Source organism: Staphylococcus cornubiensis (assembly GCF_900183575.1).
Taxonomy (GTDB): Bacteria; Bacillota; Bacilli; order Staphylococcales; family Staphylococcaceae; genus Staphylococcus; species Staphylococcus cornubiensis.
On record NZ_FXUZ01000005.1, the window covers coordinates 46,064 to 59,380 of the forward strand.

The following is a 13,317-nucleotide window of genomic DNA, read 5'->3' on the forward strand; positions in this document are numbered from 1 at the left end:
CGATTTAATTTCTCTTATTTTCAAACTGTTATATTATCAAAGCTCGCAAATTAATTAATTGGGAGATTAAAAAATAATTTGTGACTATAAATATATTCATATTAAGGGAGATTAATTAATGAAAAAGAAATTGCTTGTTTTATCTGCGAGTGCCGTTCTCGCTTCACACTTTTTAGTCGGAGGAGAAGCATCTGCCATAGTTACTGGAGAAGAAAATCCTTATAAGTCTAAAGCTTTATCGATTATGGAGGAAAATAATACACCATCAATTACAACAAAACAATATAAAGATAACTTAGAAGATTTAATATATTACTTAACAATTGGTGGTTATGAAAAATATGATGAGCCTGAATATGCCAAAACAGTAAAGAAATATAAGCAACGTTTTATGGCTGAAATGGACGCCATGAATCAATTTTTACAAGAGGAAAAAACAAAAGAACAAAAGAAGCAACCTATTTCAAATAAGGCGCTAGGTTTAACGTATCAAAGATATATAGCAGTTTATAACGAATTAGTAAAAAATAAAGAAGATTTCGAAAAAGAAATTGCTGAACTGAATAAGAAACACCCTGATTTAAAAACATTTAATCATCGAGATCAAGACCGTGCAGAGCAACAATTAAATGACTTAGAAAACCAAATTTTAATGTTAGGACAAACATTTACTGACAATGTTGATGCTAGAAACAATTTATACAACAAACTCGATATGAGTATCGGATATACAAAAAAAGAACGTAAAGAAAAACAGGCAGTTAATCAACGTATGTTAGACAGAAAAGTGGAAGACTTAGAAACGATTATTGATGAATTCTTTGAAGAAATTGATTTAGCTCGCCCTATCGAAATTCCTGTATTAAGCGCAGAAAATGAGAAAGACGATTCAGTAAAAAATCAACTTAGAGATGATGCTAAAAAGGCTAAAGAAAACGAGAATTTAAGACATCCGAGAGCTCAAAAACAAAAAGCTACTGAGGCACAATCTCAATCTAGTCATCAAGAAGTTGCGCAACCATCAGTCAATAGTTTAGAAATTGAAGAACCACAAACTGTAAAACCACAACAACCGGTTTATACTGAAACAACAGTACATACACCAATGACGACTGCACCTCAAATGACGGAAGAAACAACATTTGAAGTACCTCAAGGTCGTAACGCTCAACCTTCAGCAACTGTTAATAGCGAACAAGCACCTGAAACAGTAACAGCACCAGCAGAAAACACGTCAAAAACATCTGAACAAGTCGCGACACCTGCTTTACAACAAGATCAACCATCAGAGGCACCTCAGCAAGCATCTGTTGAAACTGAAACGATCACAGAAAGCCATGTCATTGATATTGATGAATCGACAACTTTCGAAAAATCAGGATATTTGTATGGTTTCAGTCAAAGTGACACATCTGGTTACACAGAAAGAGAAAAACGTGCCATTCGACGTAACCATGTTAGAGAAGCTGAGTCATTAGTGAACCAATATGTTGATACGCATCGTTACCAAGACCGCATTGCGGCTCAACAAAAAGTGAACACATTAAGTGACGCCCACCAAAAACGCTTTAACAAAATGATCAATAAAGCCTACAATGGTCAATAAAATATAATATCAAATGATCAAGTAAACCCTTATTTTAAGTGTCAAAACTAAAATGAGGGTTTTACTTATTAAATTTTCAAAGCATAAGTTAATAATCATTTAAAACATAGTTAATATTAAAATTCCTAGTATCTCTATATAATTAAAAAGTCTTATACGACACACTTTAGATGACATCATATTAAGGAGAAGAAACATCATGAAGCAATCAACAATTCTAAAAGTTAGTTTGGCAGTAGGGATTTTAACAACAGGCGTGGGTCTACAAAGTCAGGCGGCAGCATTCGCTAATACAGATGGCATACAAATCATCAATCCTAAAGCTAGTGAATTAAAAAGTTATTACTCTCAAACCCCTTTTGAGTATCACAACGTTTCTGGTTATGTAGAGGGAGATAAAAAACTTAGGGTAATAACAAATCAAGGTAACTCTGTACTCATTTCATTATTAGGAAAAGACGCATCTACATATAATGATAAAAATAAAGATTATCTTAATTTAGATCTTTTTGTAGTGCCGGAGGGAACAGATAAAAGTGCCGAAACGAAATCAATTGGTGGCATCACTAAAACGAATACAGGTTCATACTACGACAATGTGAAAAATCCTGATATCGTAATTAATAGAAAAAATGATTGGGTAACTTCAAGTATTCACACAAATGAACTTTCTATTAACAAAGAAGAGGTTTCTTTAAAAGAATTAGACTTTAAACTTCGTAAATTGCTTATCAAAAATTATGGATTATACCAAAACGACTCAAAAGGCGGCAAAATTGTCATCAAAATAGGCAACGAAGAAAAAGACATCATGACTTTAGAGTTAGATAAAAAATTACAAGAGCACCGTATGAGCGACACGGTGGATGTGAAAAACATTCAAAAAATTACTATAGATCTATAAAAGTTCTATTAAATATATATAAAGAGGTAATCAGATGCGGTTGCCTCTTTTTTATGTCAAAATAAGATATAAATTAAATTATATAAACAAATTAGAGGTGCATACTTCATGAAATCTAAAATTTTATATGCATTGATTTCACTCGCTCCTGTAGAATTTATAGCGCTTTACATAGACTATCACTTACATTCATGGCTCGGTTACATCCCCTACATCATTATTTCTATACTGATCAGCTACCCTATTTTTAAACATAGCTTGAAAAATAGTTATATGCTGGTCATCAGTAGAGCTATCGGTATGCTTATTTCATTTTTATGCGTTCACCTTTTCATTAACACATATCATTCCGCTAGCTATTTCAAACCTTTTACAGCAGATTTTTACTCCATATTGTTAGGCATCATCAGTTTTATTGTGGTTGCTCTCAGTTATTTCTTCATGTGGGGTTGCTCATCAAAAAATCGCTAACTCATCATATGTGCCATTGACGGCTAAACGCAACCTATCAATGGTCCTGCTTTGACAAATTGCGTTAAGCGTTCTTCTCATGAGCCGATGTTATCTCAGTAGCAATAAATAGAAAATACCATAAATTGCGATGAATAGAATTAAAGTCATAACTGAAACGATGACCACTTTGATTGCGATGTGAACATGCACCCTTTTAATGATGAATGAACTTAACAACACCGCAATCAAACAACTGATTCCAAGTAAAATGCTATTTAAATGTACGAACATCCTCACACCTCTTACTTTAAGTGATATTTCTAACTATGTATCAAGCCATTACATTTTTAATAACTCACAACGGCCACTACCGACCTGTTGACTTTGGCTATCTTTACAAAAAAACGCCTCCTTTTTATATGGAGACGCTTTTATTTATGATTTGCCGATGGGTCACACGACTCCCAAAGTGTCAACTATACTTTAACAGTGTGAACCAATGCGACAAATTCAATATTGATATATACGCATGTGAAAGTGTACGGCATGTGTTAAAAATTAAAGAATTACCGTATCTTCTTTCTCATGAATCATTTCTACAATTTCATTATGCTCATTCATGACTGCTACTTTAGGGGAATGAGATTTTAGCTCAGTTTCATCCAATTGCGCATATGTCATAATAATGACCACATCGCCGACTTGTACAAGACGCGCTGCTGCACCGTTTAAACAAATTTTACCACTGCCACGTTCACCAGCAATGACATATGTTTCTAAACGTGCACCGTTATTATTGTTCACAATCGCGACTTTTTCATTCGGCAAAATATCGACTGCATCTAAAATATCTTGATCAATCGTAATACTACCAACATAATTCAAATTTGCTTCTGTTACACGTGCGCGATGAATTTTAGCGTTCATCATAGTTCTCATCATTTCTCTTTTTCATCTCCAATAATAATATTATCGATTAACCGTGCTTGAGTAAACTTCACTGCTAATGATATAAAAATACGTCCTTCTATTTGAACTTGCTCTCTTAATTCAGGGTAACTATATACTGCTACTTCTTTAACTTGACCACTCGTATGGGCCTCTAAATATTGTGTCACTTTATCAATAATGACGCTACTTTGACGCTCACCTGCATCATATAACGACTGCGCGAGTTCTAAACTTTTACGTAAATGCACCGCTTCTTGTCGCTCTTCAGGTGTTAGATAAACATTTCTTGAGCTTTTTGCCAGTCCATCTGATTCGCGCACAATATCGACACCGACAATTTTAACGAGGTGGTTAAAATCACGGACCATTTGTTCTACTATTGCGAGTTGTTGCGCGTCTTTTTTACCAAAGTATGCGACATCGGGTTGAACAATGTTAAATAACTTGTTCACGACAGTCACCACACCATCAAAATGGCCTGGACGTTGCGCACCTTCCAATACTTCCGCTAAACGTCCAACTGTCACGTGGATACCGATTTCTCCTGGATACATTTCTTCTACTGAGGGATGAAATACGTAATCCACACCGATTTGTTGTACCATAGCTTCATCTTCATCGATTTGACGAGGGTAAGCGTCAAAATCTTCATTTGGACCGAATTGTAATGGATTGACAAAAACACTAATGACTGTGATGTCGTTTTCTTGAATAGATTGACGCATCATTGTTAAATGACCGTCATGCAATGCCCCCATCGTCGGCACAAAACCAATCGTCTTGCCGTCTCGATGAAATTGTTGCATCAATTGTTGCATTTCTTGAATCGATGTTATACGTTGTGTCATGCGTCTACCTCATCCATAATTTGCTTTTTATATGTGTACTCTTCTGATGGAAAAGCACCTGTTTTAACTTCTTCATTATATTTTTCTAATGCTGCGATACCAATCGATAGGTCACAGTACTGTTTCACAAATTTAGCATGACGATCCACACCATAATTTAACATGTCGTGATAAACCAATACTTGGCCATCTGTACCATTACCTGCCCCGATACCAATAACTGGAATCGTTAATTTTTCGGAAATCACTTTTGCTAAATCACTCGGAATCGCTTCAAGCACTAATGCGACAGCTCCTGCATTTTCAACGGCTTGTGCATCTTGAATCAGTTGTTGTGCTGCTTCTTTCGTTGTCGCTTGCATTTTATATCCTAATACGCCTACACTTTGAGGTGTCAAACCGAGGTGTGCGACAATCGGTATCCCCATTTGTGTTGCTTGCGTCATAAAGTCTGTTAAATGTGCACCTTCAACCTTTAGCGCATTGCCGCGGCTTTCTCTATAAAGGCGAATCGCATTTTGAATATCTGTCTTTGCATCAACACCCACAGAACCGAATGGCATATCGACAACAACAAATGTGTTTGGGGCACCACGACGGACAGCACGGCTATGATGCAACATATCTTCAAGTGTCACATCGACTGTGCTTTCATATCCTAATACCGTCATGCCTAGTGAGTCACCCACTAAAATCATATCGATATTTGCTTCTTCCACTTGTTTCGCACTTGGGTAATCATAAGCGGTCACCATGGAAATTTTTTCACCATCACGCTTCATCTGTTGAATATTATTTATTGTTTTCAATTCTTTCACCCTTTAATTTTTATTACATCAATAGTAAATCAAGTCACCTTAATTTTCCATTGATTTTTTTGATTTTTATAGAATGGTCCTCATGATTATGAATAGTCTTTGAACAAAACTTCACTGAATCATTTGTAATTCTAATTCATTCCACATTATATACTTTACAACTTTTCTAAAACATAATAAATTAAAGCATATTCACATATGGAACAAAAATGCACAAATTAAATAGAAGAAAGGTGATATCCAATGACTCGAATTGCTGTTATCGGCCCTGGTGCAGTGGGAACTTCTATCGCGGTTGCCTTATCCAATCAATACGAAGTCACACTACTGGGACGTCGTCATCAAACTTTAACATTTGAAGATTATGCTGACCAGACAACGCGCACACTCACCGTAGATGCACTCCAAGAGGCGACACAACGCTTTGATTTAATTTTTATCGCCGTGAAGACACATCAATTGGCAAGCGTTATTTCCAAACTACCCGAACTCACACACGACAAAACCACCCTCATTCTTGCACAAAATGGCTATGGTATGCTTGAGCAATTACAAGATTATCGCGCCTATCAAGCCGTCGTTTATGTGAGCGGTCAGAAAAAAGATAACCATGTCACGCACTTCAGAGATTATCGATTACATCTCCAATCTGATGCTGTCACAAAACAACTCGCACAAGCATTTTCATCAACAACATTAGAGCTTGTGTTGGAACCTCATATCCAACAAGCGATTTGGTATAAATTAATTGTCAATCTTGGCATCAACACAGTCACTGCACTCGGTCGCGATACTGCTCGTGTGCTTAAAGATGCGCGTATGGCTGATCTTTGCCGACAATTGTTAATAGAAGGTGAAAAAGTGGCACGTGCAGAAGGCATAGATTTTGAGAAGGATTTCGTTACATCAATTATGGATATTTATTCAGGTTATCCTGACGAAATGGGGACAAGTATGTATTACGATACGATGAATCAACAGCCTTTAGAAGTGGAAGCAATACAAGGTTATATTTATCGACGCGCCAAAGCACATCAATTAGATACCCCGCATTTGGATACCATTTACACCTTGCTCGCCTATCAAAATCAAAGTAGGCTGTCGTAAAATATACAAGGTTAAAAGTTTTTGTGTCGTTTCTGTTAATTATTTTAATTTGACTCATCCATCTAAAACTGAATGAAGGACTGGAAAAACACAACATCCCAGTCCTTTCCTTGTAACACTATTCTTTTGTATTGAGATTTTCTGGTTGAATAAATTGCAATTCATAAACGGAACTTTCGTCATAACGATTGAAGCTGTCAATATTACCCTTTAAATGTAACGTCTGTAGTTTCCGGCTCACGTTATGTTTGTATTGAATTTTAATTTGAAGATTCGATTCATAGCCGTTATTTTCAATGGTGCGATCCAACTCATTAAAGACGTCTTTGTTAATAGGGAGTAGATAGCTTTCTTTGCTCGGTAAAATGCTTACATACTTGCGCTGTAACACATCCTTCTCATCCAAGTACACCTCTATCTTGATTTGTTTAGCCGCGCCTGCACCGAGGTTAAATAATTTTAAATAATCGTCACCCCATCGATTATTTTCTTGCTCATATGATGCTGTATTTCTAATTTTCAACTTTTCTCCATCACGTGTCATTAAAATTTGGTTAAAGCCGAGCGCCGGCAAAAAGCTCATTTTCATCTGATATAACTGCACGGATACGGAAATAAAATAGAATAACGCCATAATAAACGTCCCAATTGAACCGATTGCAGAAATGATATTGATCATCTCAATACTCCTTTCTTTTCCTCATCGTTGTAACCTTTGCTCTTTTCCACTTATTTCACGTCCTTAAACGCGGTACCGTGCCTCGTATTGAAAGATCGATACAGTTTTTCACTTTCTCCTATAAGGACTATCAATATTGGCTATTTTCACAGTTTTTTTATACATGCTTCCTCAAATGCATCTTCCCTAGTTTGTCTCATTGTCATATTTCTTTTCTCACCGAATTTTGTATTAATATTAAGACTTCTTGCAAAAAGGTTGTATTGAAAAAGTGGCGTGTGTATAATCACCGTTATGAAAATAAATGAAAACGGGAGGGATCCATTATGAAGAAATATCCTATTGCGATTTGGATGTTAGCGATTGGGGCATTTGCGATTGGAATGACTGAATTCGTCATCATGGGCTTACTTCCTAACGTCGCCAAAGATTTACACGTTTCTGTCAGCCAAGCGGGGCAACTCATTACAGGCTATGCTTTAGGTGTCGCAATCGGAGGCCCTATCGTCGTTATGCTTACTTTCCGTCTTAACCGTAAAGCCTTGTTGATGTTACTGATGGGCATTTTTATTTTGGGTAACATTCTCGGCGGTCTTAGTCCAAATTACACGACACTCATGCTCAGTCGTATCGTCACATCGCTCGCGCATGGCTCATTTTTCGGTATCGGCTCTATTTTAGCTGCAAGTATGGTCGCAAGCCAGTATCGTGCGAGTGCGATGGCATTAATGTTTATGGGTCTCAGCCTGAGCAATATTCTCGGCGTGCCATTCGGTACATTAATCGGGCAAAGACTCGGTTGGCATATGACCTTTTTAATTATTGCTGTGATTGGCGTCATTGCGCTCATCGGCATTATGATCTTTGTACCGATGCAAAAAGAAACACGTACCGCTTCCATTAAAGATGAATTACGTATTTTAAAAGAAAAAAGACTTTGGTTAACACTCGGTGTGACATTGTTCGGTTTTAGTAGTGTATTCGCCTACTTCACTTATATTTCATCAGTGCTCATCGACGTGACTCATATTCCTGAACAGTTCATTTCATCTATCTTAATTGTATTTGGTATCGGGGTCACAATCGGTAATATTGTCGGTGGCAAACTTGCAGACTGGAATTTAAATAAAGCTTTAATGCGCATTTTCATCATATTCGCAATTTATTTTGGACTGCTATACTTCATTCAATTCCATGCGATTTTAATGGTCATCGGCGTCTTTCTTTTCGGTTTTATCGGCTTTAGTATGAGTCCATCACTACAATACAAAAGTACGCTCATTTCCCAAGACGCACCGACACTTTCGAGTACGCTCAATCAATCCGCCTTTAACATTGGTAACGCATTAGGTGCTTTTATTGGCGGTCTCGTTGTCAGCTCACTCCCTATCGCAAGTTTAAGTTTAATTGCACCTTTATTAACATTAATGGGACTTGTCTTTCTATTGTGGAGTATTGCGGTAGAACGAAAAGAACAAACAAATCCTCATTTAAATTAACATTTAAACCTTAACACAATGACATTCAAAAATTTTTCGATATCATGTCATCGCTTCATACTTTTTCATCTTATTCCTATTTACCGCTACATTCATACATGTGGCGGTTTTAATTTAATATTCAGTTTTAAAATTTTACATTGAATTTAGAAATTGTAATATATAATTTGCGATAAATTTAATTTCTGCAATTAAAATGTGAAATAACGGGTATTTATTTATAAGTATAAGGAGGTATAAAGCATGATACTCTCTCATAAAGATCTTCTTTACCAAATTGAGGAAGATGGGACGACAGTGACCATTTATAAAAATAATGATGCTAAAACATATACTGCCATAGAAGCAACGGGCGACCTCACACCGCATCATTTTTGTGTCTTAAATTACATTAAAGTTGATCTTACGCAAAGTGAAACATTTGAGGAACGTTTTCTCAGTCGCACAGCCTATTTGAATGATGTACATGGCTTCGTATCGCTACGTGTTTTGAGGCCCCTGGATCCGCAAAATCATTATGTCGTCATTTCATTGTGGGATGACCGTCAAAGCTTTGAAGTGTGGCAAGCTTCTGAACAACCATTGAATTATCATAATCAATGGAACGGTGCACTGGATAAAGATATCGTGGATTCTGCTTTATCTTATAATATTAAATTCGATACACAATAATCCCCATCCAAAGACCCGATGCTTTTCCACAACACGTCCCTTGTTTAACGATGCTGTGATCAAAAAAGAGGCTAGGGACAAATTAAGCTTCCCAAGCCTCTCCTATAATCAATGCGCATCAATTGATGTGGCTAAAAACTTTTGATACTTATCATTTCTACATTATTTTTCTATAAACTGCGGTCTTCTATCAATACTCATGACTGTAATCAATGCCATCAAAATCGCACAAATGAGATACATATTCGCATAGCCCACCATATCTGCTATAGGCCCCATTAATGCAGCCCCAAGTGAGACACCTAAGTCAGCCGTTGCGATAAAGAGACCGAGTAACATATTCCGTCCAACTTTCGGTAATTTAAAGCTTAAAAATGACGTTAATGTCGGATAAACCATCGCTTGTGTTAGGCCAATCATGACTGCGCTAATATAAAGTATCCACGCACCAACATAAGGCCCTACTGCAATGAAGAAAAGTGCGACCGTTAATAATCCGAGAACACCTAACATAAATCGAACGTGCCATCGTCCATCTGAAGGAATGTATTGACGTAAAAAGAAACGTGCAAACACCACTGTAACGGCTTGTACGGCTAGAAATAGACTCGCATGACCGACTTGATAGGTATTCACGTACAGCACGATAAATGTCGCCACTGCTCCAAATCCGATTGAAGCCACGAGCATGATCGTTCCTGCTTTCAATAAAAATGGATTTTTAAACAGTTGTAAAAACACTGTCATTGGACCATATGGCATCTTTTCTGGTTGAGCAGGCGCCGTGTCAGCATCATCTTGGCCGTGAAGTGTTGCACTAAAACCAACGACACCTGTTGTGATCGCAATAATGATCATCGTCAACGCGAAGTAGCTCAAATTATCCAATTGCCATATGCCCACTGCAATCATGGGACCGATAATACCCGGTATGTATGAAAAGAGTGAGTATAAGGAAATCCCTTGTGAGCGATCTTCTTCAGGTAACGCATCTATAATGCCAATTTGTAACGACATGGAGAAAAAGGCTGTACATACCCCTTGCATCACACGTGCTACAAAATAACCTTCTAAACCTGTAAAACCATATAAAATGAGCGCAAAGCCGTTAATGATTAAAATCCATCTTAATATTTTAATCGGACCGACTTTTGCGATCACTTGTCCTGCCCATGGACGAAAAAGCATGGCAGTCAACATGTATGCCCCCATGACGATACCGATTGTCGCATTGGTTGCACCTAAATCATGTCCGCGTAACGGAATCATGACGTTCAAAATAGCATTGGCACTAAAGAAAAAAAGTGCGAGGATGTACAATCTTAAAAAAGGCCAAGCGAGTGCACCTTTCATATCATAGCCTCCTAATTCATAAATTGTTTTTCAAAAAGTTCACGCGTATAGTCATTTTGAAGGTCTTTCAGCTGATGTCTATTTAAGCGTTCTTGAATTTGACCGTCATTAAAAATAATCAAATCTTCACATAAATAGACCGCTGCTTGAATATCATGTGTAATGAAAATCAAACTGAGCTGGTATTTGTCTCTCAGTGAAATTAATAAATCAAGAATTTGCGATTGAATCGACATGTCGAGCGCACTAATCGCTTCATCTAATACAATATAGTCTGGATTCGTGATGACAGCTCTCGCAATGGCGACACGTTGCGCTTCTCCCCCTGACATCATTTGAGGGTATTTGTTTAAAAAGGCTGCACTTAAACCGACACGTTCGAGCAACGCCGTCATGTGTGCCTCTTTATCGTCAATTGGTGTATCGCATTGACTGAGCGCTTCATTCAAAATTTGTCGCACATTAAAATACGGATGCAATGAAGACTTGTAATCTTGAAATACGACGCTCATTTTGCCGAGACGGACGTGACGTTGATAGACAGGTTGACCATCCAACAGCACTGTACCTGTTTCTGGCTTTTCGATGCCTAATATCATACGCGCCAATGTGGACTTACCACTTCCGCTTTCTCCTATTATCGCAATACTTTGTCCTTTTTGGCATTGAAAACTGACCTGTTTCACAATTTGTCGTTTTTGCCTTCTCACACCACTTCGATAAGATTTCGTGACATTTTGTACTTCTAACATGACGCATCACCTCGCAATGATTTGTAATAACGCGTCACACGATCTCGTGCTGCAATCAAAAACTGCGTATACGTATGCTGAGGTTGTGTAAACAATTGGTGCGCTGGTCCTGCCTCAACGACATCACCATGACGCATCACGATGACTTGATCCGCAATCGACTTCACCACTGCTAAGTCATGAGAGACAAACAGCATGGCACAACCGATTTTCTCCTTCACTTCACGCAATTCTTCAATCACTTCATATTGTGTAATCGCATCGAGCGCTGTTGTCGGCTCATCTGCAATAATCACGTCAGGTTGGAGGGCGAGTGCCAATATAATCATCAACCGTTGCAACATCCCACCAGACAATTGATGTGGATATGACTTTAAAATACGTTCAAAATCCCGCAAGCCAAGCATGTCAAAATAATGTTGTAATGTCTCTTTCTGTTGTTGTGGCGACATGGGACGATGCTGCTTCAACATCATTTTCAACTGTGTCCCCACCGTAAACGAAGGATTAAATGCGGTCGCACCTTGTTGCATAATCATCGCAATACGACGCCCTCTGATTTTTCGAAAGTCTGCTTCAGAGGCGTCATGCAATGCTTCTCCTTGAAACCAAATTTCACCACTCATGCGGATATTGCGGTCGTTGAGTCCAAGCAGTGCTTTACACGTCATGGATTTGCCGCTACCACTTTCACCAATAATCGCGATGACTTCACCACGATGTAACGTCAAATTAAAGTGATGGACAAGGACATGGTTCGTATGACCGTCAATTAACGTTAAATCTTCGACACGCATCACCATTTCTTCCATTATATCCACCCTTTCTTAATACGCTGTTTCATTTGTTGCTGTGATAATTTTGGATCAATCGCGATTTGGAGTGCATCGGATAAAAAGTTGACTGCAAGGACAATGACAATAATCGCAATGCCTGGCGCAAACATGAGCTCAGGGTGACTGAACATCACTTTACGCGCTTCATTCATCATCATACCCCATTCCGCTGTCGGTGCTTTAACGCCTAATCCTAAAAATGAAAAGCCTGAAATTTGTAAAATCATCGACACCATCGAACTGGTCGAAATAATGGCGATATCCGCTAAAGTTCGTGGCAAAATATGTGTCATAATGATGCGTGTATGAGACAAGCCAATCGTACGCGCAAATTTCACATCATCTGAATTTCGATATTGCATCACACTTGTCCGGATAATACGGCAAAACCATGCCCAACGCGTAATGATGAGTGCGACGATAATACTTTTCAAACCAATTCCGAGTACACCAATCAAAGCAAGTGTCATAACATACGTTGGAAATGATAGCATGACATCGCAAATACGCATCACTAAAGCATCAACTGAACGTCCAAAATAGCCTGAAATAAAGCCGAGTAACGTCCCTATTAACACTGAACATGCTAATGCAAACAAAATGAGTAAAAAGCTCGGACGTATCGCAAAAATCAAGCGTGTTAAAATATCTCGACCTAAATGATCTGTCCCGAGCCAATGTGCAAATGATATGCCGGCAAATTTGTCATCGATGTTCACCGTATTCGGGTCGTAAGGCGTCACAATCGGCGCACATATCCCAAGCACAATATAAATGCCAATAATCGCTAACGCCCATTTCGCGCCGCTATCTTTTAATAATCTTTGGAAAACGATCAT

General features: G+C 38.0%; 15 protein-coding genes. 6 read left to right on the plus strand and 9 right to left on the minus strand.

Annotated features, from left to right (window positions below):
* The first annotated feature begins 118 nt into the window (after window positions 1–118).
* The 3 genes from CCE82_RS07260 to CCE82_RS07270 all read left to right on the plus strand — a co-directional run bounded on the left by CCE82_RS07260 (window position 119) and on the right by CCE82_RS07270 (window position 2,981).
* Entirely contained in the window at window positions 119–1,606 is a 1,488-nt protein-coding gene (locus CCE82_RS07260) for a coagulase domain-containing protein (RefSeq protein ID WP_086428747.1), read from the plus strand.
* 199 nt (window positions 1,607–1,805) lie between these two features.
* The gene (locus tag CCE82_RS07265; protein WP_086428748.1) at window positions 1,806–2,510 is read left to right on the plus strand and encodes an exotoxin beta-grasp domain-containing protein; all 705 of its coding nucleotides are present in this window, start codon (window positions 1,806–1,808) and stop codon (window positions 2,508–2,510) included.
* 108 nt (window positions 2,511–2,618) lie between these two features.
* Window positions 2,619–2,981, plus strand: coding sequence for a hypothetical protein (locus CCE82_RS07270; protein ID WP_086428749.1), 363 nt, complete (start codon window positions 2,619–2,621; stop codon window positions 2,979–2,981).
* A gap of 90 nt (window positions 2,982–3,071) precedes the next feature.
* Here CCE82_RS07270 and CCE82_RS07275 read toward each other — a convergent pair whose 3' ends face one another.
* The 4 genes from CCE82_RS07275 to panB all read right to left on the minus strand — a co-directional run bounded on the left by CCE82_RS07275 (window position 3,072) and on the right by panB (window position 5,571).
* Entirely contained in the window at window positions 3,072–3,254 is a 183-nt protein-coding gene (locus tag CCE82_RS07275; protein WP_086428750.1) for a hypothetical protein, read from the minus strand.
* Window positions 3,255–3,521: 267 nt separating this feature from the next.
* A complete protein-coding gene (gene panD, locus CCE82_RS07280) occupies window positions 3,522–3,905 on the minus strand; it encodes an aspartate 1-decarboxylase (protein WP_086428751.1) in 384 nt (127 codons plus the stop codon).
* Window positions 3,902–4,762, minus strand: coding sequence for a pantoate--beta-alanine ligase (panC, locus tag CCE82_RS07285; RefSeq protein ID WP_086428752.1), 861 nt, complete (start codon window positions 4,760–4,762; stop codon window positions 3,902–3,904). Before panC ends, panD begins: the two co-directional genes overlap by 4 nt.
* Complete coding sequence (gene panB / locus CCE82_RS07290; protein ID WP_086428864.1) at window positions 4,759–5,571, minus strand: 3-methyl-2-oxobutanoate hydroxymethyltransferase; 813 nt, start codon at window positions 5,569–5,571, stop codon at window positions 4,759–4,761. Before panB ends, panC begins: the two co-directional genes overlap by 4 nt.
* A 252-nt stretch (window positions 5,572–5,823) precedes the next feature.
* Here panB and CCE82_RS07295 point away from each other — a divergent pair, with 252 nt between their 5' ends.
* Window positions 5,824–6,687, plus strand: coding sequence for an oxidoreductase (locus CCE82_RS07295; RefSeq protein WP_086428753.1), 864 nt, complete (start codon window positions 5,824–5,826; stop codon window positions 6,685–6,687).
* A 118-nt stretch (window positions 6,688–6,805) separates the two neighbouring features.
* Here the strand turns inward: CCE82_RS07295 and CCE82_RS07300 are convergent, their stop codons facing one another.
* A complete protein-coding gene (locus CCE82_RS07300) occupies window positions 6,806–7,366 on the minus strand; it encodes a hypothetical protein (RefSeq protein WP_086428754.1) in 561 nt (186 codons plus the stop codon).
* Between the two features lie 326 nt (window positions 7,367–7,692).
* On the opposite strand from CCE82_RS07300, the gene CCE82_RS07305 reads away from it, so the two are divergent.
* Together CCE82_RS07305 and CCE82_RS07310 are read left to right on the plus strand one after the other, a co-directional pair.
* A complete protein-coding gene (locus CCE82_RS07305; protein WP_086428755.1) occupies window positions 7,693–8,865 on the plus strand; it encodes an MFS transporter in 1,173 nt (390 codons plus the stop codon).
* A gap of 243 nt (window positions 8,866–9,108) precedes the next feature.
* Window positions 9,109–9,537, plus strand: coding sequence for an antibiotic biosynthesis monooxygenase family protein (locus CCE82_RS07310; protein WP_086428756.1), 429 nt, complete (start codon window positions 9,109–9,111; stop codon window positions 9,535–9,537).
* Between the two features lie 162 nt (window positions 9,538–9,699).
* Here the strand turns inward: CCE82_RS07310 and cntE are convergent, their stop codons facing one another.
* The 4 genes from cntE to cntC are packed head-to-tail and all read right to left on the minus strand — an operon-like array spanning window position 9,700 to window position 13,317.
* Window positions 9,700–10,890 carry a staphylopine family metallophore export MFS transporter CntE gene (cntE, locus tag CCE82_RS07315; RefSeq protein ID WP_086428757.1) on the minus strand — a complete coding sequence of 397 codons (1,191 nt, stop codon included), beginning with the start codon at window positions 10,888–10,890 and terminating at the stop codon, window positions 9,700–9,702.
* A gap of 11 nt (window positions 10,891–10,901) precedes the next feature.
* Window positions 10,902–11,642 (minus strand): ABC transporter ATP-binding protein, encoded by a 741-nt coding sequence (locus CCE82_RS07320; RefSeq protein ID WP_086428758.1) that lies wholly within the window; start codon window positions 11,640–11,642, stop codon window positions 10,902–10,904.
* Window positions 11,636–12,454 (minus strand): staphylopine uptake ABC transporter ATP-binding protein CntD, encoded by an 819-nt coding sequence (gene cntD / locus CCE82_RS07325; protein WP_086428759.1) that lies wholly within the window; start codon window positions 12,452–12,454, stop codon window positions 11,636–11,638. Before cntD ends, CCE82_RS07320 begins: the two co-directional genes overlap by 7 nt.
* Window positions 12,454–13,317: a staphylopine uptake ABC transporter permease subunit CntC gene (gene cntC / locus CCE82_RS07330; protein ID WP_086428760.1), complete on the minus strand. Its 864-nt coding sequence runs from the start codon at window positions 13,315–13,317 to the stop codon at window positions 12,454–12,456. The genes cntD and cntC overlap by 1 nt, the downstream gene beginning before the upstream one ends.

Excerpts from the sequence above, each read along its gene's own strand:
- CCE82_RS07260 (WP_086428747.1), top strand. The coding sequence starts at position 119 with ATGAAAAAGAAATTGCTTGTTTTATCTGCGAGTGCCGTTCTCGCTTCA.
- CCE82_RS07265 (WP_086428748.1), top strand. The coding sequence starts at position 1,806 with ATGAAGCAATCAACAATTCTAAAAGTTAGTTTGGCAGTAGGGATTTTA.
- CCE82_RS07270 (WP_086428749.1), top strand. The coding sequence starts at position 2,619 with ATGAAATCTAAAATTTTATATGCATTGATTTCACTCGCTCCTGTAGAA.
- CCE82_RS07275 (WP_086428750.1), bottom strand. The coding sequence starts at position 3,254 with ATGTTCGTACATTTAAATAGCATTTTACTTGGAATCAGTTGTTTGATT.
- panD (WP_086428751.1), bottom strand. The coding sequence starts at position 3,905 with ATGATGAGAACTATGATGAACGCTAAAATTCATCGCGCACGTGTAACA.
- panC (WP_086428752.1), bottom strand. The coding sequence starts at position 4,762 with ATGACACAACGTATAACATCGATTCAAGAAATGCAACAATTGATGCAA.
- CCE82_RS07295 (WP_086428753.1), top strand. The coding sequence starts at position 5,824 with ATGACTCGAATTGCTGTTATCGGCCCTGGTGCAGTGGGAACTTCTATC.
- CCE82_RS07300 (WP_086428754.1), bottom strand. The coding sequence starts at position 7,366 with ATGATCAATATCATTTCTGCAATCGGTTCAATTGGGACGTTTATTATG.
- CCE82_RS07305 (WP_086428755.1), top strand. The coding sequence starts at position 7,693 with ATGAAGAAATATCCTATTGCGATTTGGATGTTAGCGATTGGGGCATTT.
- CCE82_RS07310 (WP_086428756.1), top strand. The coding sequence starts at position 9,109 with ATGATACTCTCTCATAAAGATCTTCTTTACCAAATTGAGGAAGATGGG.
- cntE (WP_086428757.1), bottom strand. The coding sequence starts at position 10,890 with ATGAAAGGTGCACTCGCTTGGCCTTTTTTAAGATTGTACATCCTCGCA.
- CCE82_RS07320 (WP_086428758.1), bottom strand. The coding sequence starts at position 11,642 with ATGTTAGAAGTACAAAATGTCACGAAATCTTATCGAAGTGGTGTGAGA.
- cntD (WP_086428759.1), bottom strand. The coding sequence starts at position 12,454 with ATGGAAGAAATGGTGATGCGTGTCGAAGATTTAACGTTAATTGACGGT.
- cntC (WP_086428760.1), bottom strand. The coding sequence starts at position 13,317 with ATGATCGTTTTCCAAAGATTATTAAAAGATAGCGGCGCGAAATGGGCG.